This is a genomic window from Halopseudomonas sp. SMJS2, from assembly GCF_029866945.1.
In the GTDB taxonomy this organism is placed as follows: domain Bacteria; phylum Pseudomonadota; class Gammaproteobacteria; order Pseudomonadales; family Pseudomonadaceae; genus Halopseudomonas; species Halopseudomonas bauzanensis.
Window position 1 is genome coordinate 3,216,522 of record NZ_CP123445.1, and the last position, 26,058, is coordinate 3,242,579.

Genomic DNA, 26,058 nt, shown 5'->3' on the forward strand with positions numbered 1-26,058 from the left:
CTCTCAGCAATCGAGAATCTGTTCTGCCCGCTTGAGCAACTTGCTGACCGGTGCGGCCAGCCCCAGGCGGGAAGGTTGGCGCAGGTTATACCAGACCTGCCCGGCTTCGGCCACGCTCGGTGTCGGGCTGACCCGCACCAGCAGCGGCTGGATGTCCAGATGAAAGTGGCTGAAGGTATGCCGCAGCGGTGCCAGCGTTTCGGTCGCCTGCACCGGCCAGCCCAGCCGTTCGAGCAGCTCTTCCAGCGCCAGATGGTCATCCAGCTGCGGCGGGCACCAAAGCCCACCCCAGAGGCCGCTGTCAGGCCGCCGCTGCAGCCAGATGTCCCCTTCCGGGTTGACCATCAGCGGCATCACGCATTGGCGCACCGGCAACGCCTTGCGCGGCTTGGAATGTGGATAGGCGCTGGGCGTGCCCAGGATGCGCGCCGCGCACCCCGCCTGTACCGGGCACAGCAGGCACGACGGCTTGCTGCGCGTGCACAGGGTCGCACCCAGATCCATCATTGCCTGGGTGTAATGATCGAAGCGCTGCTGCGGCGTATAGCCCTCGGCGATCTGCCACAGCCGATCATGCACCGCCTTCTCACCGGGCCAGCCTTCGACCGCGTGATAACGCGCCAGCACCCGTTTGACGTTGCCATCCAGGATTGCCGCGCGCAGCCCCATGCTCAGGCTGGCGATGGCACCGGCAGTGGAGCGGCCGATACCCGGCAGCGCCTCCAGGCCTTCGATACTGGCCGGAAACACGCCAGCATATTCACTGACGACGATCTGCGCGGTCTTGTGCAGGTTGCGCGCCCGGCTGTAATAGCCAAGCCCGGTCCACAAATGCAGTACCTCGTCCGGATCGGCCGCCGCCAGCGCATGAACATCCGGCAGTGTGTCCATGAACCGCTGGTAATAGGGAATCACCGTAGCAACCTGGGTCTGCTGCAGCATGATTTCCGAAACCCAGACGCGGTAGGGATTCATATCCTGCTGCCAGGGCAGGTCCTTGCGGCCATGCTGGTCGTACCAGGCCAGCACGGCGCTGGCGAAGGAGTCAGTACTCACCGGCCGAACAGCCCCTTGAGCGCATCGCGCACCGCCGGGGCCTTGTCGCCGAACTCTTCCTCCAACTTCTCGCCAACCTTGTCCTGCACCTTGCGTTCGGCCTCGTTGCGCAGCAACTGACCGGCGATCCGGGTCACGCCTTCGGTATCCACTCCGCAGCTCTTGGCAGCGTTGTGCAGATAGCCGTCACAACGGATCGGCCATTCGATGCCGACATAGCGCTCGTTCACCTGACAGGCCGGGTCGGGCATGTCGCTCTTGTCACCATCGAGCAGCAAGCCAAGCCGATAGTCCAGACGCTGCTCCGGCAGATTGATATCGCCATTGCCCTTGGCTGCAATGCCCGGCAGAGCAGCGATCAGGTCGCGATTGTTGATGTTGCCATTGACGATCTTGAAGCTGCCGCCCAGCTGAGTGAACGGCGTATCCGCGCCGCCATGCTCGGCGCTCAGCGGCTTGCGGTTGGCCAGAGCGATGGCCTGACACAGCTTCTGCTCCAGATTGACGCCGAGCAACGCGCCGTCAGCCACATCAAACCGCACATCGCCGTTCAGTCCATTGATCCACTGGCGCATGCTGTTGCCGCGAGTCGTCAGGTTCATGTTCAGATCCAGGCCGCCGCGAAACTGCTCGGCCATCTCGTAGGCACGCTGCAGCGCCAGCGAGTCCATGTCATCCAGCTTGCCGTTGAGGCTCAGGGTCGCCGGCGAGCGGGTAGTGTTGATGGCTGCAGTGGCGGCGAACTGCCCGCCGAACACGCCACCCTCGAACTGCGTGAGGCGCACATTGCCGTCCACCACCTCGACTGCGGCCTTGAATGGGCTGATGGTCTGGCCGGTCAGCTGCACCTGCTGCAGGTCCAGGCTGCCGATCACGTTCAACCCGGCCAGGGTCTCCAATGGCAGCACGGGGTCATTGCTCCAGGCTTCCGGTGGCTGTCGTGAGGTACTGCCGCCCTGGCCGCCCGCTGCCGCTGCCGGCTTGTCTTCCGGCGGTGGCAGGTAATGATCGATGTTCAGGCTGTTGCCGCGCAGGTCGAAGCGCAGGGCCTGGCGCTCGAAATCGGCAAGGCCCAGATTGCCGTTCAGCTCGGTGCCATCAACGATCAGCTTGAGATTCTGCAGCATCAGGCTGTTGCTGCTTCCGGCCAGCTCGGCATTCAGTGCCACCTTGCTCAGGGCATTGTTCTGCGCCATGGCCGGCAGGCTCTGCCCCAGCGCATGGGCCAATGCACGGGCGTCGAATTCCGCCACGTTAATGACACCGGCCAGCTGCGGCTCACTGTCCAGCTGACTGACGGTCAACTGGCCGGTCGCCCGCAGATCCGCCAGGGACAGGCGCAACTGCTTCAGCTCAGCCACCTGCTGTTGCAGGTCGATCACGCTGTCCCCCTGCAGCTGCATATTCACCGCACGACCGCCGAAGGGGTCGCCGCTGGCATCCAGCTTCAGGTCGAAGCCGTCCAGTTGGTACCGCTCTTTGTCCAGATTGAAGCTGGCCACGGTGTTCAGATCGATGCGCATGCGCATGGCCGGTTGGCCGGTGACCAGCAGGCCGAGAAATGCCACATCGAAGGGCTCGTTCTCGATCAGCGCGCCAGTGGTCAGGTTCACGTCTTCCAGCGACACCTGCTGGGCAGTGCGGCGGTCGGTATAGCTGATATCGGCATTGGTGATGCGCACGCTTTCCACTGCCACATCCAACCGACCATGTTCTTCGGCTTCAGCCTCGGCTTCGGCACTCGCCCCGGTATTCCCTTGCGCGCCGGCATCGGCCTCGCTCTGCGGTCCGATGCTGGACCAGTTGGCCACGCCGTCTTCGTCGATTTCCAGGTTCAGGCTGATATTGTCCAAAATCACGTCGCTCATTCGCAGCTGCTTGCGCAACAGCGGCAGCACTTCGACACCCAGCCCCATGCTGCCGATACTGGCCAGGGTCTTTTCCGGATGCTCGACGGGCGCCAGCCCGACCTGCTTGAGCTCGATGCCCAGCCAGGGAAACAGCGACCAACCAATATCACCGCCCAGGGTCAGCTCGACATTGGCCTGCTCCCGGGCAGCCTGGCGGATCTGTTCCTTGTAGTCATTGGGATCGAACATGCGGGTCAGGAAGAACAGCACTCCGACGCCCAGAACGACAAGGGCCAGCACCACCAGACCGATGATCTTGGCTAGTTTTTTCATGATTACTCCCGTAATTCCGTGTGATCTGGAAACATTAAAGCTTGTCCAGCGATGTTGCCACCTCTTCGGCCAGCGCCAGGCTGGCGGTCAGCCCCGGCGACTCGATGCCGAACAGGCTGATGAAACCAGCAATGCCGTGGATGTCAGGCCCGTGAATCAGAAAGTCCGCCGCCGCTTCACCCGGCCCGCTGAGCTTGGCCCGCACGCCGGTATAACCCGGCTGCAGGCGCTCGCTGCGGCAGTCGGGCCAATAACGCCGTATTGCCCTGGCGAAAGTATCGGCCAACCCGGGGTCGACCTGGTAATCCAGCGCCGCCGTGTAACGAACATCCGGGCCGAAGCGCAACTGGCCCTGCAGGTCCAGAGTGGCATGGATGCCCAACCCGGCGGTGCCCGGCTCCGGCATGGGATAGATCAGATGCCGGAACGGCGAGCGCCCGGCATAGCTGTAATAGCGCCCCTGGCAAGGATACAGCGGCGGTATCGAAGCAGCCGCATAGCCCTCCACTCTGCCGGCCAGCTGCTGGGCAAACAGCCCTCCGGCATTGATCAGATAGCGGCAACTGACGCTGAAACTCTCCCCTGCGCTGACGCCGTGCACGCGCAGTAGACTCGGTTCGCGGCGCACATGTTCCACCCGGGTGTTCAAGCACAGCTGCCCGCCGTAGTGGAGCAGCATCGCCTCGAAGGACTGCATCAGGGCGTGACTATCGATGATACCGGTGGTCGGCGAGTGCAATCCGGCCACCGCCCGCAACTCTGGCTCCAGCCGGCGAAGCTGTTGTTCATTCAGCGGCTGCAGCTCGACGCCATTGGCCGCGGCATTGGCCCGCAGTTTCTCCAGGGCCGGCAGCTCATCGGGGCTGGTGGCGACCAGCAGTTTGCCGATCCGCCGGCACGGCACCTGATGCTCTTCGCACCAGCGGTACAGCAAGGCCTGGCCCTGCCGACACAGCAGCGCCTTGCGCGAGCCGGGCGGGTAATAGAGCCCGGCGTGAACCACCTCGCTGTTGCGGCTGGAGGCATGCTGGCCGAGCCAGTTTTCCTGCTCCAATACCAGCACCTCGCGCCCGGCCGCGGCCAGCCGCTGGGCAACGGCCAGGCCAACTACCCCCGCTCCCACCACAATGATCTCGGTATCCGCCAAACCCTGTCCCTCTCAGTCATCTCGCCCCATTCTGCCGAGCGATCAGATGCATGGGAAGATGAACCATCCCCCTTCTATAGCCCCCGAGCGCGGGCTGCACGTATAATGCCCGCCCTTGAATGACATATTGTGGAGAATTGCCATGACGCAGCGCAGGGCGAGTGTCGAGCGCAACACGTCAGAGACGCAGATCAAAGTGGAAATCAACCTGGACGGTACCGGCCAGGCCCACTTTGATATCGGCGTTCCCTTCCTCGAACACATGCTGGACCAAGTCGCCCGGCATGGCCTGATCGATATGCACATCGAATGTCGTGGTGACCTTCACATCGACGACCACCATACCGTGGAAGACGTCGGCATCACTCTCGGCCAGGCTTTTGCCAAGGCCGTCGGTGACAAGAAGGGCCTGCGCCGCTACGGCCACTCCTATGTGCCTATGGACGAAGCGCTGTCGCGCGTGGCGCTGGACTTTTCCGGCCGCCCCGGTCTGCAGATGCATGTGCCCTTCACCCGCGCGGTGGTGGGTCGGTTCGATGTGGATCTGTTCCAGGAATTTTTCCAGGGCTTCGTCAACCACGCGCTGGTCACCTTGCACATCGACAACTTGCGTGGCGTCAATACCCACCACCAGATCGAGACCGTGTTCAAGGCCTTCGGTCGCGCCCTGCGCATGGCCGTCGAAATCGATCCACGGATGGGCGACCGCATTCCCTCGACCAAGGGTTCGCTGTAGATGAGCTCGGTAGCCGTCATCGATTACGGCATGGGCAACCTGCATTCCGTCGCCAAGGCGCTGGAGCACGTCGGTGCCCGTCAGATCATCGTTACCAGCGATGCGCAGCAGATTCTCGACGCTGACCGCGTGGTGTTACCCGGCGTCGGCGCGATTCGTGACTGTATCAATGAGCTGCGCCAGCTGGGGCTGGATCAGGTAGTGCGCCAGGTGGCCAGCGAGAAGCCGCTGCTGGGTATCTGCGTCGGTATGCAGATGCTGCTGCAGCGCAGCGAGGAAAATGGCGGCGTCGACGCACTGGGGCTATTCCCCGGCACGGTGAAGTACTTCGGCGACGACCTGCGTGAAGGCGATGTGCGCCTGAAAGTGCCGCACATGGGCTGGAACCAGGTCAAGCAGAGCGCCGACCACCCGCTGTGGCACCGCATCGAACAGGATGCGCGCTTCTACTTCGTGCACAGTTATTACGCCAGCCCCGAGCGCACCAGCCAATTGGCCGGGCGTTGCCACTACGGCGTGGATTTTGCCGCCGCACTGGCCCAGGACAATGTATTCGCCACCCAGTTTCACCCGGAAAAGAGCCATACCAATGGCCTGCAGCTGCTGCAGAATTTTCTGGCCTGGGATGGGCGGTGGTAAACCGGAGCTGCAAGCCCTCGACAACCGGCTGCAAGCACACCCGTTAAAGGAACAAGACAATGCTGATTATCCCCGCTATCGATCTCAAGGACGGCGCTTGCGTGCGCCTGCGCCAAGGGCTGATGGACGATGCCACGGTATTTTCCGATGACCCCGTGGCCATGGCGGCCAAGTGGGTCGAGGCCGGCTGCCGGCGGTTGCATCTGGTGGACCTGAATGGCGCCTTCGAGGGCAAGCCGGTCAATGGCGAGGTGGTCACCGCCATTGCCAAACGTTATCCCGACCTGCCGATCCAGATCGGCGGCGGCATCCGTTCGCTGGAAACCATCGAGCATTATGTTCGCGCCGGGGTCAGCTACGTGATCATCGGTACCAAGGCGGTGAAGCAGCCGGAGTTCGTTGGTGAAGCCTGTCGCGCCTTTCCCGGCAAGGTCATTGTCGGCCTGGACGCCAAGGACGGCTTCGTCGCCACCGACGGCTGGGCTGAAGTCAGCAATGTCCAGGTAATCGACCTGGCCAAGCGCTTTGAAGCAGATGGTGTCTCCGCGATCGTCTATACCGACATCGCCAAGGACGGCATGATGCAGGGCTGCAACGTCGAAGCCACCGCAGCGCTGGCCAATGCCACTTCGATCCCGGTCATCGCCTCGGGCGGCATTCATAACCTGGGCGATATCCAGAGCCTGCTGAACGCCAACGCCCCTGGCATCATTGGCGCCATCACCGGCCGTGCCATCTATGAAGGCACCCTGGATGTAGCTGAAGCCCAGGCGCTGTGCGACCAGGCCGTTCCACGGTAGGAGCGGCGCCTCGCCGCGAAGATTGCACTCGCTGTTACCCTTGATCTGGAGCCGCCCATGAGCCTCGCCAAACGCATCATCCCCTGCCTCGACGTGGAGAATGGCCGCGTCGTCAAAGGCGTGAAGTTCGAGAATATCCGCGACGCCGGCGACCCGGTGGAAATCGCCCGCCGCTATAACGAACAGGGTGCCGACGAAATCACTTTCCTCGACATCACTGCCACCCATGAAGGCCGCGACACCACCCTGCACACCGTCGAACGCATGGCCAGCGAGGTATTCATTCCGCTGACCGTGGGCGGTGGTGTGCGCACCGTGCAGGATATCCGCAACCTGCTCAATGCAGGCGCCGACAAGGTGTCGATCAACTCCGCCGCAGTGTTCACGCCGGAGTTCGTCGGCGAGGCTGCCGACCGCTTCGGCTCCCAGTGCATCGTCGTCGCCATCGATGCCAAGCGGGTGTCCGCACCCGGCGAGCCGGCACGCTGGGAAATTTTCACCCACGGCGGCCGCAAGCCCACCGGGCTGGATGCGGTCGAGTGGGCGAAGAAGATGGAGGCGCTGGGCGCCGGTGAGATTCTGCTGACCAGTATGGATCAGGACGGCGTGAAGAGCGGCTACGATCTGGGCGTGACCCGCGCCATCAGTGACGCGGTCAATGTGCCGGTAATCGCCTCCGGTGGCGTCGGCAATCTGCAGCACCTGGCCGACGGCGTCCTGCTCGGCGGCGCCGATGCGGTACTGGCCGCCAGCATCTTCCATTTCGGCGAGTTCACCGTCGGCGAAGCCAAGGCCTACATGGCCAAACGCGGCATCGAGATGCGGCTGTAACCCCAGCCGCTCCCACAATTCGAGATCAATTCCGGTACTTGCGCGCCAGCAACGCCTCCAGACTGACCACCTTTACTCCCTCCTCACGCTGCAGCTCAGGCAACCGCTGCTCCAGATATTCCAGCGTCTGCGGATAAGGGTGCCCGATGATCAGCGCACTACCCTGTTTGCGTGCCAGCGTCAGGGCGTGCTGGAAAGCGGCGTCGATGGCCTCAAAGGTGCGCTCATTGTCGAGAAACACGTCCCGCGACAGGTGCCGCACGCCCGCCGCCTCGGCAGCGAAGGCAGCCTGGGTTGCCGCCGAGGTGCGGCTGTCGATAAAGAACAGCCCGCGCGCAGCCAGCACCTGCATCACCCAGTCCATCGCCTGACGGTCGCTGGTCAGGCGGCTGCCCATATGGTTGTTGACCCCCTGAATGGGCACAAAGTTGTTGAGGTTTGCCTGCAGGGTTTGCTCCAGCTTGGCTCTGTCCATATCGGCATACAGACCGCCTGGCCCAATCGCCAGCGCCGCGCCGTTCTCCATGGGCTGATGGAGTATCACTGTCTTGCCGGCGACGGCAGCTTCACTTGCCAGCAGTTGGGCCGCCTGCGTGTGGGGCAGGATAGCCAGTGCCACCGGGGCCGGCAGGGCGATGATGCGCCGGCCGCGGCTCAGGCTGTGCCCCAGATCGTCGATGATGATCCCGATGGCAGGCGTGGATTCCGGCTCGATGACCGCCACCGGCAGTTCCGAAACCGGCTCCGGTTCCGCCGATAGCGGTGCTTGCTCAGGATCAGCATTGCGGGAGTCGGGGCTTGCTGCAGCACTTCGCTCGGCATGCTCCAACGCAAACCAGCGCGCCCGCAGCTCGTCGTAATAGGCGTCGTCCTGCTGGATGACCGCAGCACCCGGCTCCGCCACCTCCACCGCCGGCGGTTCAGCGGAGGCGGCAACTTCCGGCTCATCCGAGTCGCCGCAGGCGGCCAACATCAGCGTCAGCCATGCGGCCATCAATAGACGCGCGGCGGGCCACCGGCCGGGCAAGCGCCTCATCGACGGCGGGTAATATTCAGCCCCTTGAGCAGGTTCAAGGCCTGATTCAACTGGTAGTCAGCATCACGCTCGGCCGTGGCATCCGTAGGGGGTGTACGCAGGGTCGGGGTTTCTTCGCCATTGATATTATTCAGATGGCCGAGCAGATCCGCCTCGCGGTAGCTGGCTTCTTCATCGTTGCGGGTCAGCTGCGCCCGCTCCACGCGAATATCCGGCACGATGCCCTGGGCCTGAATCGACCGGCCATTGGGCGTGAAATAGAGCGCTGTGGTCAGCTTCAGTGCACGATCATTGTTCAGCGGCAATACCGTCTGCACCGAACCCTTGCCGAAGCTGTCGGTCCCCATGATCACCGCCCGCCCACGGTCCTGCAGCGCGCCGGCGACGATCTCCGAGGCCGAGGCCGAGCCGCCGTTGATCAACACCACCATGGGGATATCCTTGCCGGGGTTGGCCGAGGAGGCATTGAAGCGCATCTCGGTATTGGGCAACCGGCCCTCGGTGTAGACGATCAGCCCCTCGGTGAGGAAGGCATCAGCCACTTCCACGGCGGATTGCAGCACGCCACCGGGATTATTGCGCAGATCCATCACGATACCCTTGAGCTCACCCTTGTCAGTCAGGGTCTTGAGACTGCGCCGGACCTCATCGCCCGTATTGTTCTGGAACTGGGTGATACGCAGGTAGGCATAGCCCGGCTCGAGCGTTTCGGTGCGCAAGCTCTTGACCTTGATCACCGCGCGTTCCAGTTGCACATCGAACGGCCGGCCGGCGCCACGTACCAGGGTCAGGGTAATCTTTGAACCAGCCGGTCCGCGCATTCTGTCGACCGCGTCCACCAGGCTCATGCCCTTGACCGGATGATCATCGATCTTGACGATCAGGTCGCCTGGCTCGATACCAGCGCGGGAGGCCGGGGTGTCATCAATCGGTGAGATGACCTTGATGAAACCATCTTCCTGTCCCACCTCGATACCCAGCCCGCCGAACTGACCACTGGTGGTGTCCTGCAGCCCCTGGAAGGCTTCAGGTTCGAGATAGGCCGAGTGCGGGTCCAGCCCTTCGAGCATCCCGCGGATGGCATTCTCCAATAAGGTGGCATCGTCCACCGGCTCGACATAGGAGGTACGAATTCGCTCCAGCACCTCGGTAAAGGTGCGCAGTTCATTGAGCGGAAGCGGGGCCGCAGCTTCCCTGTCCTGAGCCTGTACGGGCATGAAGCCGAGCATGAAGCTCACGCAAGCGATGGACATTTTCTGCACAGCGGTCATCGAATTCTCCAAGTCAAGACGTTGGATCCGTAAAAGATTCCAGCCAGGCCGGAATTTAACTGATGACTTCCGGCCGCACGAAGTCACTCAGCGAACCCCACCACCCCGCAAAGCGCAGCGAGACACTGCAGCATGACCGAGCCCAGGGGATTTTTCAAAGCGTTCTCAACTGGAAAGCATACACCAGGCAGCCGGATCCAGAGCCTGCCCGCGATGACGGATGGAGAAATACAGCGCTGCCTCGCCCAGCCCACCGCTGTTGCCGACGGTGGCAATGGCCTCGCCCGGCTGCACCCAACTGCCGACATCCCGCAGCAGACTCTGGTTGTGACCGTACAGGCTCAGGTAACCGTTGCCGTGGTCAAGAATGAGCAGCAGGCCGGAGCCGCGCAGCCAATCGGCAAAGACCACGCGCCCGCCATGCACAGCGTGCACCTGCGCGCCTTCCCGGGCGCCGATCAACAAACCATCCCACTTGAGCCGGGAATCGGCGCCCCGCTGGCTGCCGAAGCGTGCCCGGATAGGCCCGCTCACTGGCATCGGCAACTTGCCCTTGGCCTGGGCGAAGGGCAGGCTACCGGCCGGCGCCGGGATGCTGGTGATGGCTTCATCGAGCTTCTTGATCAGGGCCGCCAGTTCGGCCCGCTCGCTTTCGCGCCGGGTAATCTGCTGTTGCTGCGACTGGCTGCGCTCACGCAGCCCGGCAAGCACCTGGCTACGCTTTTCACGCTCGGCTTCCAGTTCACCCTGGCGCGCTGCCAGGGCCTGACGGTCCTGCTGCAGCGCGGTCTGCTGGCTGGCGATTTGCGCACTGGCTTCGCGGATCTGCTCAATGGTGTCACTGTAGCGCTCGATCTCTTCGACCCGCGCGCGGCTGACATAGCCGTAATAACGCAGCATGCGGGCAACCCGCGAGGGGTCGTCCTGATTGAGCACCATCTTCAGATAATCCTGCTGCCCGGCCATGTAGGCGGCCCGGACCTGCCGGGCGATCTGGTCCTGCTGGGCCTCGAGCGCCACCTGCAACGCCTCGGCCTGCTGCTGCAGATCCTGCAACCGGCTTTCGCCTTCGCGAATCTGCTGTTCCAGCTCGCCGCTCTCGCGGCGCAATCGGCCGATCTCGCTCTCGCTGTTCTGCAGCTCCTTTTCCAGACCGGAGGCTTCCTGCCTGATCGAGCCGAGCAGCTTCTTCAGCCGGACGATTTCCTGCTCGGCCTGCTTCAACTCCGCCCGGGCCTTTTCCGCATCAGCCGGCTGCGCCGCGGCAGGCAATGCCGGCAGCAGCATCAGGCACAGCAATAATCCCGCCCATGACCGCATGCCCATGGCGGCGTTCAGTTGTGCAGACTGACGATGGAGCGGCCGGTCATTTCCACCGGCTGTTGCAGCCCCAACAGAGTCAGTACCGTGGGCGCCACATCGGAGAGAATGCCGCCATCGCGCATGCTCACCCGGCGCGGGCCAACATACACGAAGGGAACCGGTTCGCAGGTATGCGCGGTGTGAGCCTGGCCGGTGCTGGCATCAGCCATCTGTTCGACGTTGCCGTGGTCAGCGGTGATCAGGGCTTCGCCACCGACCTTGGCCAGTGCTGCCTCGATGCGGCCAATGCAATGATCCAGGCACTCGACCGCCTTGACCGCTGCCTCGAATACACCGGTATGGCCGACCATGTCGCCGTTGGCGTAGTTGACGATGATGGCGTCATAACGCTGCTGTTCGATCGCTTCGACGATGCGGTCGGTCACTTCCGGTGCGCTCATCTCCGGTTGCAGGTCATAGGTAGCGACCTTGGGCGATGGAATCAGGATGCGCTCTTCGCCCTCGAACGGCTCTTCGCGGCCGCCGGAAAAGAAGAAGGTAACGTGGGCGTACTTCTCGGTCTCGGCAATGCGCAGCTGGGTCTTGCCCTGGCTGGCCAGGTACTCACCCAGCACGTTGGTCAGTGCGGATGGCGGGAAGGCGCAGGGCGCCGGAATGTCAGCAGCATATTGGGTGAGCATGACGTAGCCCGCCATGTTCAGCGCGCGCTGGCGAGCGAAGCCATCAAAGTCCGGCTGGACGAAGGCCCGGGTCAATTCACGGGCGCGGTCGGCGCGGAAGTTCATGAAGATCACTGCATCGCCATCCTCCACTCGCACCGGCTCGCCGATGACCGTCGCCTTGACGAACTCGTCGCTCTCGCCGCGCTCATAGGCAGCTTCCAGGCCGGCGGCGGCGGTGGCAGCGCGGAATTCACCCTGACCTTCGGTAATCAGATTGTAGGCAGCCTGGACCCGCTCCCAGCGATTGTCCCGGTCCATGGCGAAATAGCGGCCGATCAGGCTTGCGGTACGGCCCTTGCCCAGACGCTGGTAGGCCTGTTCGAGCAGGACCAGCGACGGCGCAGCGCTTTTCGGGGGCGTATCGCGCCCATCGAGAAAGGCATGCACCTGAATCTGCTCGGCACCGCGACGGGCAGCCAGCTCGACCATGGCGACCAGCTGCTCCTCATGGCTATGCACCCCGCCCGGCGACAGCAGCCCCATGACATGCACGGCGCGACCGGCCTGTACCGCTTTGTCCACCGCCTGACAGATGGTTGGATTGTCGAAGAATTCTCCGTCGGCGATAGCCTTGGTGACCCGGGTGAAATCCTGGTACACCACGCGGCCGGCGCCCAGATTCATGTGACCGACCTCGGAGTTGCCCATCTGCCCGTCCGGCAGGCCGACATCCATGCCCGAACCGGAAACCAGAGTGTGCGGAGCGTTCGCCCATAGACGATCCCAGACAGGGGTGTTGGCGGCCATGATGGCATTGGACTCAGGTGATTCACTGTGTCCAAAACCATCCAGAATCATCAATACCACGGGTTTGGGAGTTGCTGTCATCCGATTAGACTCGCTGTATGAAAGAGGCATGAGAGTGCACTGCCGAGCCCCGGCAGGCGCGCTGGCGCCAGTTTACTTGGCCGACCGCGGTGTGTCATGCACACCGGGAGGTTCTGCCGCCCGACCGGGCTGTGTATACTGGCGGCCTTCAACGGTTCCGGAATCATACATCCATGCAGTTTCTACAGCACCTTATCGAATTCATAGGCAACCATTATTGGCTGACTAGCGCCTTTCTGGTTGTACTTGCGCTGTTGATCATCACCGAAGGCCGCAAGGCGGGCAAAGCCATTACCACCCAGCAGGCCACGGCGCTGATCAACCGGGAGAATGCATTGGTCGTCGATGTGCGGTCGAAGAAAGACTTCGCTGCCGGTCATATCGTCGATTCCATCAACATTCCACAGGATAGCTTCGCCAAACGCATGGTCGAACTGGAGAAGCACAAGGACAAACCGATCATCCTGGCATGCGCCAACGGCCAGCATGCCGGCGCCCTTTCCAAGCAGCTCAAGGCCGCTGGCTACACCCATGTGCACCGCCTGGCACAGGGCGTGGGTGGCTGGCGTTCGGACAACCTGCCTCTGGTAAAGAGTTGACGATATGACTGATATCACCATCTACAGCAGTAATTACTGCCCTTTCTGCATCCGCGCCAAACAGTTGCTGGACAGCAAGGGAGTCAGTTACAACGAGATCCGGGTGGATGGCAAACCCGCAGTGCGTGCCGAGATGGCGCGCCTGGCCGGCCGCACCTCGGTGCCGCAAATCTGGATCAACGACGCGCATGTCGGTGGGTGTGATGAGCTGGTAGCGCTGGAACGCTCAGGCAAACTGGATACAATGCTGGCGGGCTGACTGCCTACCCAAGACCACTGGAATAAAACAAGGACCGAACATGGCTGACGAACAACAGAACAACGCAACCGCCAATGGCGCACAGAGCAACCAGCCTCAGGTGCAGTTCAATCTGCAGCGCATCTACGTCAAGGACCTCTCCTTCGAGTCGCCCAAGGCGCCGGCGGTGTTCCAGAGCCAGTGGAACCCCCAGGTCAACCTCGACCTGAATACCCGCCACACTGAGCTGCAGGATGGCATCCACGAAGTGGTATTGAGCCTGTCGGTCACCGTTACCAACGGCGAACAGGACGTTACCTTCATCGCCGAAGTACAGCAGGCCGGCATCTTTGCCATCAACGGTCTGGATGAGGCTGGCATGCGCCATACTCTCGGCGCCTTCTGCCCGAACATCCTGTTCCCCTATGCCCGCGAAGCGATCGACAACCTGGTACTGCGTGGCAGCTTCCCTCCCCTGATGCTGGCCCCGGTCAATTTCGATGCACTGTTCGCCCAATCCGAACAGCGTCGGGTCGCCGAGGCAGCCGAAGCCGAGGCCTGATTGTCCACTCGCCGGCCCGCTCGCGGCCGGCGACACCCCTTGTCAGCCACCCTGCCATCATCTAAGGTATCTGCCGCTTTCTCCCATCTATGGATGTGCGCATGACCTTGCCCGCTTCACGCCCGCTCTACCTGCTAGCCTTCATTGCCTGCGTGCTGCTGTTGGCGGCGGCGTACTACATGGAATACGTCATGGGGCTGCTGCCCTGCCCGCTGTGCATCGTGCAGCGGTTTGCAATCCTGCTGATCGGCCTGCTTTGCCTGGCCGCAGTACTGCACAATCCGCAGCCCAGAGCCAACCGCAAACGCAGCCTGGCGACCCGCTTCTATGCCGCAGGCGTGCTGCTGTTCGCGATATTCGGTGGTGCCACCGCCAGCCGGCAGATCTGGCTGCAGCATCAGCCTGCCGACCAACTACCGTCCTGCCTGCCCAGCCTCGATTACATGATCGATGTGCTGCCGGTGGTAGAGATGCTCACCCTGTTATTCAGCGGCACCGCCGATTGCGCCAAGGTAACCTGGACCTTTCTCGGCCTGAGCATTGCCGAGTGCACATTGCTGGTGTTTATCACCATGGGCCTGTTCGGTCTGGTACAACTGTTGCGCCGCCAGGACTGACGGCCTACCCCCTACCTCGTAAGTCTTGATACCGCGGCACGGACTGGCCTATTCTGTTGCTCCACGGGAACAGCAATCCCAATCCCGGCTCACAAGGCAAGACGAGGTGGATCATGCTGGAAAGGTGCACAACAGCCCAGGAACGCTGGGGTGGCGTCGACAAGCTCATCGACCGCTGGCTGGCTGAGCGCAGTAAGCTTGTAGAGCACTACATTGCTCTGCGCGACCGCCAGGATCCCGATATCAGCACGCAGCAATTGCTCAATAACTTTTGCAGCTGTCTGGTCGACTATGTATCAGCCGGCCATTTCGCCGTTTATGAACAACTCGTGCGCGGCGCCGAGGAGGCTGGTGACGAGCGCGCTCTGGGCCTGATCCGTCAGGTCATTCCGCGCATCGAGACCATCACCCAGTTCGCTGTCATATTCAACGACTATTATGGCGCCAACACCAAGCGCACGCTCAAGGTGGACGTCATGCACTCACGTCTGATGAAATTGGGCGGCCTGCTGCTGGAGCGTTTCGAATTGGAGGATTGCCTGATCGAAGTGCTGCACACCGCCTATCGCAACACCCACGTCACCGAGACAATGGAGTAATACGTGACCGGTAGAACCGAAGACCAGAAGTCCGCCCGCGTACCAACCCCGCTGCATCTGCTGCAGGTATTGGCACGCACGCTGAACGAGCACCTGGCCGAAGCCTGCACCCAGGCCGAGGCCGATGCCCACAAGGCGCTGGAAAAGCTCGACCGCGAACAAGTGAAGTTGCAAGAGAAGCTCACCGAAGCCCAGCAGAAACTGGCAGCCCGCCAACAGGACGGCGACAAGCCGGTGGAAAAGGTCACCGCCAAGATCGAGGAATTGACCACGGCCATGGCGACCCTGAGCCAATCCCGCGACGAAGCCCAGGACTACATCCGCCAGTTGCAACAGGACGTGCGCCAGACCCTGCGCCTGGCCAAGGGGCTGGATCGGATCGACCTGCAGGTCACCCAGGCCATCGAAAAGCGCGACAATCCCTCCCCCGCGCCCCGCTCCGGCAACCGCCAGACGCCGCGCCGCACCCGCCGCAAGCCCGCTGCAGCGCCAGCTGCGGACCCTGCCGAGTAACGATGCAGTGTCACCGCCGGTTAACCACCGGCGGCGGCATTCTTCTCCATCGATATCACCAACGCCGCCAGGGCATCCAGTCGTGCCTGCTGTTCCGTCCCCGCACACAGCAGCAAGTGAGCCTGGATAGCCGGTTCCGGCGGCACCTCATCCGGCACCAGCGGCTCGCAGCACTGCTGCAGTCGAGCCAGTTGCTGCCACTCCGCTGCCAGCTCGCAATCCTTCACTTGGGAGCGCAACGTGGCGGCACCGGCATCACCGGTCAAGGCACGTCGCACCTGGCGCAGCGGCTCGATTACCCGGTCGCGCCACGGCGTCTGCCGCTCACGCAGCGATTGCCACAATGGCGCGTCCGCACGGACCCCGCGTGCGCCCAGCCAGCAGGCTACCAATAGCAGCAATACATCTTGTCCATCCTCATCCTGCAGCTCCAGCAACAGGGGCTCGACGCCAGGCTGGACGTACAGTCGACCCGCGTATTCGGTCAGCGACAATCGGCCCATCGAAGTCCTCTCCTGTGCGCGGCACACTGATATACTCCGCGCCATGATAAAGATCGAATCCCTGACTCTGCAACGCGGCCCGCTGCGGCTGCTGGAAAACGCCAACCTGACCCTGCACCCCGGCCAGAAAGCCGGCCTGCTCGGCACCAACGGAGCCGGCAAGTCCAGCCTGTTCGCTCTGCTGCGTGGCGAACTGACGCCCGACGCCGGCGACTGTTCGCTGCCGGCGGACTGGCGTATCTCCCATATGCGTCAGGAGATCGAAAACCTCGACCGCCTGGCGGTTGATTATGTGCTTGATGGCGACCAGCGCCTGCGGGCGATCCAGCGCCAACTGGCTGAAGCCGAGCAGCAACAGCAGCCCACCCGCCTCGGTACCCTGTACGCCGAACTGGAAGCCCACGATGGCTTCAGCGCCGATAGCCGCGCACGCACGCTGCTCGCCGGGCTGGGCTTCAGCTCGGCACAGTGCGAGGCGCGTGTCGGGGACTTCTCCGGTGGCTGGCGGATGCGCTTGAACCTGGCCCAGGCGCTGATGTGTCCCTCCGACCTGCTGCTGCTTGATGAGCCGACCAACCACCTGGATCTGGATGCCATTCTCTGGCTGGAAGATTGGCTGAAAAGCTATCAGGGCACCCTGCTGCTGATCTCCCATGACCGGGATTTCCTGGATGCAGTGGTCGAGCATATCGTGCATGTGGAGTCACGCAAGCTGACGCTCTATCGAGGCGGCTACAGCCAGTTCGAGCGCACCCGTGCCGAACGTCTCAGCCAGCAACAGGCGGCCTTCGAGAAGCAGCAGGCCCAGCGCGAACATATGCAGAAATACATCGCCCGGTTCCGCGCCCAGGCGACCAAGGCTCGTCAGGCGCAAAGCCGTCTCAAGGCATTGGAACGGATGGAGTTGCTCGGCCCGGCGCACATCGACTCGCCCTTCAACTTCAGCTTCCGCGAGGCGGACAGCCAATCCAATCCGTTGCTGGATCTGCACGACGCCACACTGGGCTACGCCGGCACGGCCATTCTGCAGCACGTCAAGCTGCAGTTGGCCCCAGGCGCGCGCATCGGCATCCTTGGCCCGAACGGGGCCGGCAAATCGACGCTGATCAAAACCCTCGCAGGCAGCCTGCCGCTGATCGCCGGCGAGCTGAAGACCGGCGAACACCTGGCTATTGGCTATTTCGCCCAGCATCAGTTGGACAGCCTCGACCCGGAGGCCAGCCCGCTGCTGCACCTGGCACGCATCGCGCCGCAGCAGCGCGAACAGGAGCTGCGCAACTTTCTCGGCGGTTTCGACTTCCATGGCAGCCGCGCCGAGGAGCCCGTGCTGCATTTCTCCGGCGGTGAAAAAGCGCGGCTGGCCCTGGCGCTGATCGCCTGGCAGAAACCCAACCTGTTGTTGCTGGATGAGCCCACCAACCACCTGGACATGGAAATGCGCCATGCCCTGACCGTGGCGCTGCAGAATTTCGAGGGCGCCATGTTGCTGGTGTCCCACGACCGGGCGCTGATCCGCGACACCACGGATGAACTCTGGCTGGTGGCGGACGGCCGACTGACAACCTATGCCGAGGACCTCGACAGCTACACCCGCTGGCTTGCTCAGTTCCGCCAGCAGCAGGCGCAAGCCGGTGCCGATAACGCATCGCAAGCTGCGCCCAAGGTGGATGCCAAGGTTCAACGCCGGCTGGCGGCAGAGCAGCGCCAGCGCCTTGCACCGCTGAAGAAGGCAGCCGACAAGCTGGAGCAGCAGCTCGAAGCCGCCCAGCAGCAGATGCAGGAAATCGAAACCGCACTGGCCGACACCGAGCTCTACAGCGATGCCCACCGGGGTCGACTCAAGGAACTGCTGGCGAAGCAGGCCGGCTGCCGCCAGCGTATCGACGACCTGGAACTGCAGTGGCTCGATGCCCATGAAGCACTGGAGCAGCTGCAGGCGGAGTTGGCCGAATCATGAGCAAGCAACCATGACCCTGTGGATCGATGCCGACGCCTGCCCTCGCCCGGTACGCGACGTCATGCTGCGCGCAGCCCGGCGCCGGGAGCTGCAGCTGGTACTGGTGGCCAATAGCGCGCTGGGCCTGGCGCCTGCGCCGGGTGTGCGTCAGGTGGTGGTGCCGGGCGGCGCCGACGTGGCCGACCTTTATATCATCGAACATGCCGAGCCCGGGGACTTGGTGGTTACCGCTGACATTCCCCTGGCTGATGGCTTGGTCAGCCGCGGCATCACCGCAATCAATCCGCGCGGCGAAATCTATGACCAGAGCAGCATCGGCGAACGCCTCGCCGTGCGCAACCTGATGGATGAGCTACGCGGCGCCGGCCTGGCCGGTCGTGGCGGGCCAGCCCCGTTCAGCGACAAGGACAAGCAATCCTTCGCCAATGCCCTGGACCGGTTGCTGGCCAAGGGGCTGGGCAAGTAGCGCCCCGCCCTACTCTTTCAATTCACACAGACAAGCCACCGTATCCTGCTGGGTGATATTCACCGACCGCCCTTGCAGCAGCGCCCGTATTACCGGCTCGACGAAACTGCTGTCGCTGTTGCAGCTGGTGCCATCGCTATAGGGGCCGACATAGGCCAGCTTGCCCTCGGCATCCCAGATCGCCAGCGCCGGGCCACCCGGCCAATCGGACCAGCCCTCTGGCATCGGCCAGAACGGCAACCCAGCCAGCACGCCCTCAACTGCCGCCCGACTGCCGCTGCGGACAAAACGCACCCCTTGGGCACTGAACCGTCGAGTCATGTCCGCAATATAGGCCTCATGCCCGGCATTGCAGGGACACCCAGCCTGCCATACATGCATCACCTGGATCCGCCCCGGAGCAAAGGGCGGACTCACCTGCGCCGCGGCAAAATGCGCCGGCCTTTCAAAAGTACGATTGTGATAACCGTCGAACCACCACCAGGCCCAGACCAGAGCCGCCGCCCAGGTCATTCCCAAGACTGCCAGCAGTCCCCGTCGCAAAAAAACCATGCAACCCTCTCATCGCTGCCTATACTCCGAACCGAGGATGAATAGTGGCGTATAGCTATTCCGGTTCTGCCAACCTACGCACATCCTGCGAAGGTCGCACTTTAACCTATTCCCGGGGCACATTAATCTGCGTAGTTCACGCAGGATAACCTCCGGATTGGGACGGTCCGCATCGCGGACAAGGATCATCCCGCTTTATGCAAACCGACATGAACACATTTTCCCTGGCTCTGGCGTTGGTGCTGGTCACGCTGGTAATGACCCTGGTGCTGATCATGGCCGCCTGGCATTCCGGTAGTGGACAAGGATTACGGCACTGGGCGCTGGGCAACCTGGCCCTGACCATGGGGTTGGTGCTGGACATCGGCCAAGGTTTGCTGCACCACAATATTTCGCAGATCCTGGCTGCCGGCTTGATGGTGTTGGGTTTGGGGGTGATCTGGCTTGGCGTGCGTGCGTTCAAAGGCTTGAGCCAGCCCCAGGCCGGGCCGATCCTGTTGGCACTGCTGATGGTGCTGGTACTCGGATACTTCCACTACGTGCACGACAGTGTTGCCGCCCGGCTGACAGCCACCGGCCTCTGCCTGGGCGGGCTCTGTCTGCTGTCAGCGCGCGAGCTGCTGGTGGCGGCGGCCACACCGCTGCGCCGGGCTTACTGGTTCACCGGCGGCATCATGCTGTTGAGCGGTCTCGGCCTGCTGGCGCGCGCCGCCACCGGCTTGCTCGGCCCGCTGCTGCAAATCGATGTCAGCGACGAGATCATCCAGCCGGTGACCCTGCTGGGTGTCATGGTGGGACAGATCGGCATGGCCGGCGGCTTCATCCTCATGACGCACTACCGCACCATCATGGCGCTGCAGCAACTGTCCGAGCACGATGCGCTGACCGGCACGTTGAACCGCCGCAGTATGCACGATCAGGCGCAATGCCGGCTCGATGTGTTGCGCCAACAGGGTCAGCCGGCCACCCTGATCATGATCGACGCCGATCATTTCAAGCGCATCAATGACGAGTTCGGCCACCAGACCGGCGACGCAGTGCTCTGCCACCTGGTGACGCGCATCCGTCTGCACATGCGCAGCAATGATCTGCTGGGCCGTTTCGGTGGCGAGGAGTTCGTGGTGTTGCTCCCCGGACTGAACGCCAAAACGGCGGCCGATGTGGCCGAGCGTATCCGCCTGGCGGTCAACAACCACAGCGATCATATTTCCGATCAGCCGGTGATGCTCAGTATCAGTCTCGGCGTGGCCGGCACCGATCTGCAGGGCCACGATTACACGGCACTGGTGGCGGCAGCCGACGCGGCGTTGTACCGGGCCAAAGCGCTGGGTCGCAACCGAGTCGAAGTGTGCACCGAAGCCGATGCCCCTCAGCGCGACAAGATGGCCCTACGTTTACTGTCCCAATTCCGTCATAATCTCGACGTATAAGGAAGGCCTGAGCATTCATCGGGCTGGATCTACCGCACCCGCCCAGGTCCGCCCGTCCCGGTCTTCCAAGTCACTCATCAGACCGGTGTTCCGACACCTTGGGAGTTACAGTGAACCAGCCCGTCAATCGTCCCTTTCCGTTGTCCCGCATGCGCCGCTCGCGCAAGGATGCCTTTTCCCGCCGCCTGATGCGCGAAACCCGGCTGAGCACCGATGACCTGATCTACCCGGTGTTCGTGCTCGAGGGCGCCGGTCAGCGCGAGCCAGTGGCCTCCATGCCGGGTGTCGAGCGGCTATCGATCGACCTGTTGCTGGAAGAGGCTGCCGAGCTGGTCGACCTGGGGATCCCGGCGGTGGCACTGTTCCCGGTGACCCCCACCTCGGCCAAATCGCTGGACGCTGCCGAGGCGTGGAACCCGGAAGGACTGGCCCAGCGCGCCACCCGAGCGCTGAAACAGCAGTTCCCGGAACTGGGCGTAATCACCGACGTCGCCCTTGATCCCTTCACCACCCATGGCCAGGACGGCATCATCGATGAACAGGGTTACGTGCTGAACGACATCACCGTCGAGGCGCTGGTCAAGCAAGCGTTGTCCCATGCCGAGGCTGGTGCCGACATCGTCGCACCTTCGGACATGATGGACGGGCGTATCCGCGCGATTCGTGAAGCGCTGGAAACAGCCGGTCAGATCAACACGCGCATCCTGGCCTATTCAGCCAAGTATGCGAGCGCCTATTATGGTCCGTTCCGCGATGCGGTAGGCTCGGCCAGCAATCTGGGCAAGGCGGATAAGGCTACCTACCAGATGGACCCGGCCAACAGCGACGAGGCATTGCATGAGGTGGGCCAGGACCTGGCCGAGGGTGCCGATATGGTCATGGTCAAGCCGGGCATGCCCTATCTGGATATCGTTCGCCGGGTCAAGGATGCGCATCAGGTGCCGACCTTCGTCTACCAGGTCAGCGGTGAATATGCGATGCATCAGGCCGCAATCGCCAACGGCTGGCTCAGCGAGGCGGTCATCATGGAATCGCTGACCGTTATCAAGCGCGCCGGCGCCGATGCCATTCTCACCTATTACGCAAAATATGCTGCGCAACAACTGCGCGGGCAGAAATAATCTGTAGAGGACATCATGCGGGACACCAACGAGACCGAATTGCCGATCGAATCCACCGCCGGGGAGCCTACCCCGATCACCGCGGCCCGCCGTCCAGCCGCAGTGCCGGCTACCATCGCCCCACCGGAGCCGGTGGAAGAGACCGTGCCAGCCGCGGATATCAATATACCCGAGCTGTATATTCATCGCGAGTTGTCCCAACTGCAATTCAACATCCGGGTGCTGGAACAGGCGCTGGATGAATCCTACCCGTTGCTGGAGCGGCTCAAGTTCCTGTTGATCTTCTCCAGCAACCTGGATGAGTTCTTCGAGATCCGCGTCGCCGGCCTGAAGAAACAGATCACCTTCGCCCGCGAGCAGACTGGCCCCGACGGGCTGCAGCCGCAGCAGGTGCTGAGCAAGATCAGTGAGATCGCGCACCAGGAGGTCACCCGCCAGTATTCGATACTCAACGATATTCTGCTGCCAGAGCTGGCCCGGCAGAAGATCCGCTTTATCCGGCGGCGCCAGTGGACACCCAAGCAGACGCTCTGGGTGCGCCGCTTTTTCCGTGATGAGATCGTACCGATCATCAGCCCTATCGGACTGGATCCGACACATCCTTTCCCGCTGCTGGTGAACAAGAGCCTGAACTTCATCGTCCAGCTGGAGGGCATCGATGCCTTTGGCCGTGATTCCGGTCTGGCGATCATCCCGGCACCGCGCTCACTGCCGCGCCTGATCCGCGTCCCCGATGAGCTCTGCGAGGACGGCGACAACTTCGTGTTCCTGTCGTCGATGATTCACGCCCATGCCGATGATCTGTTCCCCGGTATGAAGGTGCGCGGTTGCTACCAGTTCCGTCTGACCCGCAACGCCGATCTGATCGTCGATCCCGACGAAGTGGATGACCTGGCCCGCGCCCTGCGCGGCGAGCTGCTGTCGCGCCGCTATGGCGATGCAGTGCGCCTGGAGGTAGCCGACAACTGTCCCAAGCCGCTGTCGGACTTTCTACTCAAGCAGTTCGGCCTCAGCGAATCGGAACTCTACGAGGTCAACGGCCCGGTCAACCTGACCCGTCTGTTCTCGATCACCGGCATGGACAGCCATCCCGAACTGCAATTTCCGCCGTTCAGCCCGGGCATCCCCAAGCTGCTGTCCAGTGCCGACAACCTGTTCCAGGCCATTCGCAAGCAGGACATCCTGCTGCTGCACCCCTACGAATCCTTCAGCCCGGTGGTGGATCTGCTGCGTCAGGCCGCCCAGGACCCCAACGTGCTGGCGATCAAGCAGACGCTGTACCGCACCGGTGCCAACTCGGAGATCGTCAACGCGCTGGTCGAGGCCGCGCGCAACGGCAAGGAAGTCACCGTGGTGATCGAGCTGCGGGCGCGTTTCGATGAAGAGTCCAACCTGCAACTGGCCAGCCGCCTGCAGCAGGCCGGCGCGGTGGTTATCTACGGCGTGGTCGGTTTTAAGACCCACGCCAAGATGATGTTGATCCTGCGCCGTGAGGACAAGGACCTGCGCCGCTATGTGCACATGGGCACCGGTAACTACCACGCCGGCAATGCACGTCTGTACACCGACTACAGCATCCTGACCTCGGATCTGGCGATGACCGAGGACGTGCACAAGCTGTTCAACCAGCTGATTGGCATGGGTAAGGCGCTGCGCATGAAGAAATTGCTCCAGGCACCCTTCACCCTGAAGAAGCGCCTGCTGGAGTTGATCAATCGTGAGGCGCTGGCAGTTCAGGCCGGCAAACCGGCGCACATCATCATCAAGGCCAACGCCCTGACCGATGCCAAGGTGATCAAGGCGCTATACAAGGCATCGCAGGCTGGAGTGAAGATCGAGCTGATCATTCGTGGCATGTGCTGCCTGCGCCCGGGCATTCCCGGGGTCTCACATAACATCAGCGTACGCTCGATCATCGGCCGCTTCCTGGAGCACAGCCGGGTTTATTATTTCCTCGGAGAGGGCAACGAGCAGGTGTGGATGTCGAGTGCCGACATGATGGAGCGCAACCTGGACCACCGGGTGGAAACCTGCTTCCCGCTGGAAGGCAAGAAGCTGATCACCCGCGCCCGGCAGGAGTTGCAAGTGCATCTGGCTGATAACACCCATGCCTGGATACTGCAGCCCGACGGCAGCTACACCCGCTGCACTCCGACCGGAAACCAGCTGTCCCGCAGCGCGCAAAGCACGCTGCTGGAGAAGCTGGCCAACTCGCCTCAGCGTACCGTCAGCGTATAACCGATCTTCGCCCAGTACCGCGCTTCCTGAGCGAAGTCGGCCTGGGTGAGCGGGTTGGCCTTCAGCCAGCCCGCCGGGAAGCGCAAGGTCAGCTGCTTGGCTCTGGCGGTCACCTCCAGCTCCGGCATTTCCTGATACCCGCGAATATGGTGATAGAGGATTGCCAGCCGCAGCAGCATGCACAGACGCCGCAGTGGCGGGCCTTCCTCACCCAACTCGGTCATGCGGTCCTCGCCTGGCAGGTTGCGCCGGTGGCCGCGCACCAACAGGGACATGTGCAACTGTTCCTGTCGCGAGAAACCGGGCAGGTCAGCGTGTTCGATCAGGTAGGCGCCATGCTTGTGGTACTGGCTGTGGGCAATGTCCATGCCCACCTCGTGCACCCGCGCCGCCCAACGCAGCAGGTCGGCATGCTTGCTGTCGGTCAGACCCCAGGATTCGGCTACTTTGCCAAGCAGACTCAGCGCCTTGCTCTCAACCCGGGCTGCCTGTTCAGTATCCACATGACAGCGCTCGACCAGGGCGGTCAAGGTCCGCTCGCGTACGTCCTCATGTTCCCGCCGGCCGAATATCTCGTACAGCACGCCTTCGCGCAGCGCGCCTTCGGAATGCTCCATGCACTGCACATCCAGGGCGTCGAACAGGGCTTCGAGGATCGCCAGTCCCGAGGGCAGGATGGGGCGCCGGTCAGCCTTGAGACCGGGCAGGTCCAGCTTGTCCACCTGACTGGCCTTGAGCACCTTACGCTTGAGCCACTGCAGCCCCTCGCGGGTCACCTCGCCGTCGGTCAGGCCACCGCCACGCAGGCACTGGCCGATGGCGCGGATGGTGCCGGAGGCGCCCACCGCTTCCTGCCAGCCCAGGCGCTGGATGCTCTGCTCGATCGGCATGAGTTCAAGTCGCGCGGCGGTATATGCCCGGGCATAGCGGGCGGGAGAAATACGCCCATCGGCAAAGAATTGCTGGCCGAAGGAAACGCACCCTATATGGAGGCTTTCACGCAATATCGATTCGAAGCGCTCGCCGACAATGAATTCGGTACTGCCCCCGCCGATATCCACCACCAGTCGCTTGCCCGCATCGTCGGCCAGCGTATGAGCCACACCGAGATAGATCAGTCGGGCTTCTTCGCGCCCGGAAATAACATCCACCCGGTGCCCGAGTACGTCCTTCACCCGGTTGATGAAAACATCACGGTTGCGCGCCACCCGCAAGGTATTGGTCGCGACGATACGCACCGCACCGGCCGGCAGCCCATTGATCAACTGGGCAAAGCGGCGCAGACAATCCAGTCCGCGCTGCATGGCTTCTTCGTTCAGAATGCCCTGCTCATCCAGGCCGGCCCCGAGTTGCACCTTCTCGCCGAGCCGTTCGAGTATTCGTATCTCGCCGTGGTCCACCCTCGCCAGCACCATATGGAAGCTGTTGGACCCCAGATCAATGGTCGCTACCAGCGGAAAATCCCCGAGCTCTGTCTGCGCCATGCATATCCCCTGTATGTCGTAGGGAGAATTTTACCTGCCAATCGCTGGTATGTCCGCATGCTGCGACAACATGGTGGTGATCACGCGGAGGCGACCACGCGTTTCACAGTTGCGCAGGGTGATGCTATCATCCTTTGCATTGCACCTAGCGAACCTTTCCCTGGAGAAACTCATGAGTGATTTGATCGTGCACGTCACCGACGGCAGCTTCGAAGCCGAAGTGCTGAAGGCCGACGGCCCCGTTCTGGTTGATTATTGGGCTGAATGGTGTGGTCCGTGCAAGATGATTGCCCCCGTTCTGGACGATATCGCCCGGGACTACGAAGGCAAGCTCAAGATCTGCAAGCTGAATATCGATGAGAACGCCAATACCCCGCCGAAATATGGCGTACGCGGTATTCCCACACTCATGCTGTTCAAGGACGGCAATGTGGAAGCCACCAAGGTGGGCGCCCTGTCCAAGTCCCAACTGGCCGCTTTCCTCGACAGCAATATCTGAGCTACCCGGCATCCCCGGTCTACCGGGGATGCATTTTTCTTTCCCCTGGTTATAGACGTCACCGCGCAGCGGTGCTAGATTTGCATTCCAACTCCCTGTCGCACCCTG

The 26,058-nt window shown here is 62.6% G+C and carries 25 protein-coding genes and 1 pseudogene; 16 read left to right on the forward strand and 10 right to left on the reverse strand.

Annotation, left to right across the window (positions count from 1 at the left end; all coding sequences use genetic code 11):
• Positions 1-3: 3 nt before the first annotated feature.
• The 3 genes from mutY to QAO71_RS15080 are packed head-to-tail and all read right to left on the reverse strand — an operon-like array spanning position 4 to position 4,386.
• Positions 4-1,056, reverse strand: coding sequence for an A/G-specific adenine glycosylase (mutY, locus tag QAO71_RS15070; protein WP_036989065.1), 1,053 nt, complete (start codon positions 1,054-1,056; stop codon positions 4-6).
• Positions 1,053-3,239, reverse strand: coding sequence for an AsmA family protein (locus tag QAO71_RS15075; RefSeq protein ID WP_280164801.1), 2,187 nt, complete (start codon positions 3,237-3,239; stop codon positions 1,053-1,055). Before QAO71_RS15075 ends, mutY begins: the two co-directional genes overlap by 4 nt.
• Before the next feature lie 34 nt (positions 3,240-3,273).
• Positions 3,274-4,386 (reverse strand): NAD(P)/FAD-dependent oxidoreductase, encoded by a 1,113-nt coding sequence (locus QAO71_RS15080; RefSeq protein WP_036989063.1) that lies wholly within the window; start codon positions 4,384-4,386, stop codon positions 3,274-3,276.
• Between the two features lie 142 nt (positions 4,387-4,528).
• Here QAO71_RS15080 and hisB point away from each other — a divergent pair, with 142 nt between their 5' ends.
• Genes hisB through hisF form a run of 4 tightly spaced genes read left to right on the forward strand, consistent with a single transcriptional unit; the run spans position 4,529 to position 7,392 of the window.
• Complete coding sequence (gene hisB / locus QAO71_RS15085) at positions 4,529-5,122, forward strand: imidazoleglycerol-phosphate dehydratase HisB (RefSeq protein WP_036989062.1); 594 nt, start codon at positions 4,529-4,531, stop codon at positions 5,120-5,122.
• A complete protein-coding gene (gene hisH, locus QAO71_RS15090) occupies positions 5,123-5,761 on the forward strand; it encodes an imidazole glycerol phosphate synthase subunit HisH (protein WP_036989061.1) in 639 nt (212 codons plus the stop codon). It abuts the gene before it with no gap.
• 59 nt (positions 5,762-5,820) lie between these two features.
• A complete protein-coding gene (gene hisA, locus QAO71_RS15095) occupies positions 5,821-6,561 on the forward strand; it encodes a 1-(5-phosphoribosyl)-5-[(5-phosphoribosylamino)methylideneamino]imidazole-4-carboxamide isomerase (RefSeq protein ID WP_036989059.1) in 741 nt (246 codons plus the stop codon).
• 57 nt (positions 6,562-6,618) lie between these two features.
• Positions 6,619-7,392 carry an imidazole glycerol phosphate synthase subunit HisF gene (gene hisF, locus QAO71_RS15100; protein ID WP_280164802.1) on the forward strand — a complete coding sequence of 258 codons (774 nt, stop codon included), beginning with the start codon at positions 6,619-6,621 and terminating at the stop codon, positions 7,390-7,392.
• Positions 7,393-7,417: 25 nt separating this feature from the next.
• On the opposite strand, the gene QAO71_RS15105 is transcribed toward hisF, so the two are convergent.
• The 4 genes from QAO71_RS15105 to gpmI form a co-directional block, all read right to left on the reverse strand.
• The gene (locus QAO71_RS15105; protein ID WP_280164803.1) at positions 7,418-8,386 is read right to left on the reverse strand and encodes a divergent polysaccharide deacetylase family protein; all 969 of its coding nucleotides are present in this window, start codon (positions 8,384-8,386) and stop codon (positions 7,418-7,420) included.
• Between the two features lie 38 nt (positions 8,387-8,424).
• Positions 8,425-9,657, reverse strand: a complete 1,233-nt coding sequence (locus QAO71_RS15110; protein ID WP_280165696.1) for a S41 family peptidase — start codon at positions 9,655-9,657, stop codon at positions 8,425-8,427.
• Between the two features lie 207 nt (positions 9,658-9,864).
• Positions 9,865-11,025 carry a peptidoglycan DD-metalloendopeptidase family protein gene (locus tag QAO71_RS15115; RefSeq protein ID WP_036989056.1) on the reverse strand — a complete coding sequence of 387 codons (1,161 nt, stop codon included), beginning with the start codon at positions 11,023-11,025 and terminating at the stop codon, positions 9,865-9,867.
• An 8-nt stretch (positions 11,026-11,033) separates the two neighbouring features.
• On the reverse strand, positions 11,034-12,572 hold the full coding sequence (gpmI, locus tag QAO71_RS15120; protein ID WP_036989055.1) for a 2,3-bisphosphoglycerate-independent phosphoglycerate mutase: 1,539 nt from the start codon (positions 12,570-12,572) through the stop codon (positions 11,034-11,036).
• 173 nt (positions 12,573-12,745) lie between these two features.
• Here gpmI and QAO71_RS15125 point away from each other — a divergent pair, with 173 nt between their 5' ends.
• From QAO71_RS15125 to QAO71_RS15150, 6 genes are all read left to right on the forward strand, one after another.
• Positions 12,746-13,171 carry a rhodanese-like domain-containing protein gene (locus QAO71_RS15125; RefSeq protein WP_074779442.1) on the forward strand — a complete coding sequence of 142 codons (426 nt, stop codon included), beginning with the start codon at positions 12,746-12,748 and terminating at the stop codon, positions 13,169-13,171.
• A gap of 4 nt (positions 13,172-13,175) precedes the next feature.
• Positions 13,176-13,430, forward strand: a complete 255-nt coding sequence (grxC, locus tag QAO71_RS15130; protein WP_036989053.1) for a glutaredoxin 3 — start codon at positions 13,176-13,178, stop codon at positions 13,428-13,430.
• A 40-nt stretch (positions 13,431-13,470) separates the two neighbouring features.
• Positions 13,471-13,971: a protein-export chaperone SecB gene (gene secB / locus QAO71_RS15135; protein ID WP_136868764.1), complete on the forward strand. Its 501-nt coding sequence runs from the start codon at positions 13,471-13,473 to the stop codon at positions 13,969-13,971.
• Between the two features lie 101 nt (positions 13,972-14,072).
• Positions 14,073-14,588 (forward strand): disulfide bond formation protein B, encoded by a 516-nt coding sequence (locus QAO71_RS15140; RefSeq protein WP_036990138.1) that lies wholly within the window; start codon positions 14,073-14,075, stop codon positions 14,586-14,588.
• Between the two features lie 113 nt (positions 14,589-14,701).
• Positions 14,702-15,187 carry an Rsd/AlgQ family anti-sigma factor gene (locus tag QAO71_RS15145; protein ID WP_036989051.1) on the forward strand — a complete coding sequence of 162 codons (486 nt, stop codon included), beginning with the start codon at positions 14,702-14,704 and terminating at the stop codon, positions 15,185-15,187.
• Positions 15,188-15,190: 3 nt separating this feature from the next.
• Positions 15,191-15,700, forward strand: coding sequence for an aminoacyltransferase (locus tag QAO71_RS15150; protein WP_136868763.1), 510 nt, complete (start codon positions 15,191-15,193; stop codon positions 15,698-15,700).
• Positions 15,701-15,720: 20 nt separating this feature from the next.
• Here QAO71_RS15150 and QAO71_RS15155 read toward each other — a convergent pair whose 3' ends face one another.
• On the reverse strand, positions 15,721-16,203 hold the full coding sequence (locus tag QAO71_RS15155) for a TIGR02444 family protein (protein WP_169304556.1): 483 nt from the start codon (positions 16,201-16,203) through the stop codon (positions 15,721-15,723).
• Between the two features lie 43 nt (positions 16,204-16,246).
• Here QAO71_RS15155 and QAO71_RS15160 point away from each other — a divergent pair, with 43 nt between their 5' ends.
• A complete protein-coding gene (locus tag QAO71_RS15160) occupies positions 16,247-18,160 on the forward strand; it encodes an ATP-binding cassette domain-containing protein (protein WP_280164804.1) in 1,914 nt (637 codons plus the stop codon).
• Positions 18,161-18,170: 10 nt separating this feature from the next.
• Entirely contained in the window at positions 18,171-18,626 is a 456-nt protein-coding gene (locus tag QAO71_RS15165; protein ID WP_036989046.1) for a YaiI/YqxD family protein, read from the forward strand.
• A gap of 9 nt (positions 18,627-18,635) precedes the next feature.
• On the opposite strand, the gene QAO71_RS15170 is transcribed toward QAO71_RS15165, so the two are convergent.
• Positions 18,636-19,178 carry a DUF6436 domain-containing protein gene (locus QAO71_RS15170; RefSeq protein WP_280164805.1) on the reverse strand — a complete coding sequence of 181 codons (543 nt, stop codon included), beginning with the start codon at positions 19,176-19,178 and terminating at the stop codon, positions 18,636-18,638.
• Positions 19,179-19,387: 209 nt separating this feature from the next.
• Here QAO71_RS15170 and QAO71_RS15175 point away from each other — a divergent pair, with 209 nt between their 5' ends.
• The 3 genes and pseudogenes from QAO71_RS15175 to ppk1 all read left to right on the forward strand — a co-directional run.
• Positions 19,388-20,608 carry a GGDEF domain-containing protein gene (locus QAO71_RS15175; RefSeq protein WP_051610755.1) on the forward strand — a complete coding sequence of 407 codons (1,221 nt, stop codon included), beginning with the start codon at positions 19,388-19,390 and terminating at the stop codon, positions 20,606-20,608.
• A gap of 110 nt (positions 20,609-20,718) precedes the next feature.
• Positions 20,719-21,729: a porphobilinogen synthase gene (hemB, locus tag QAO71_RS15180; RefSeq protein WP_036989042.1), complete on the forward strand. Its 1,011-nt coding sequence runs from the start codon at positions 20,719-20,721 to the stop codon at positions 21,727-21,729.
• A gap of 159 nt (positions 21,730-21,888) precedes the next feature.
• Positions 21,889-23,967 (forward strand): annotated as a pseudogene (gene ppk1 / locus QAO71_RS15185) (polyphosphate kinase 1); the annotation flags it as partial.
• On the opposite strand, the gene ppx reads toward ppk1, so the two are convergent.
• On the reverse strand, positions 23,946-25,451 hold the full coding sequence (gene ppx, locus QAO71_RS15190; RefSeq protein WP_280164806.1) for an exopolyphosphatase: 1,506 nt from the start codon (positions 25,449-25,451) through the stop codon (positions 23,946-23,948). The pseudogene ppk1 and the gene ppx overlap by 22 nt on opposite strands.
• Positions 25,452-25,623: 172 nt before the next feature.
• Here ppx and trxA point away from each other — a divergent pair, with 172 nt between their 5' ends.
• Complete coding sequence (trxA, locus tag QAO71_RS15195; protein ID WP_036989038.1) at positions 25,624-25,950, forward strand: thioredoxin TrxA; 327 nt, start codon at positions 25,624-25,626, stop codon at positions 25,948-25,950.
• The last annotated feature ends 108 nt before the right edge of the window (positions 25,951-26,058 follow it).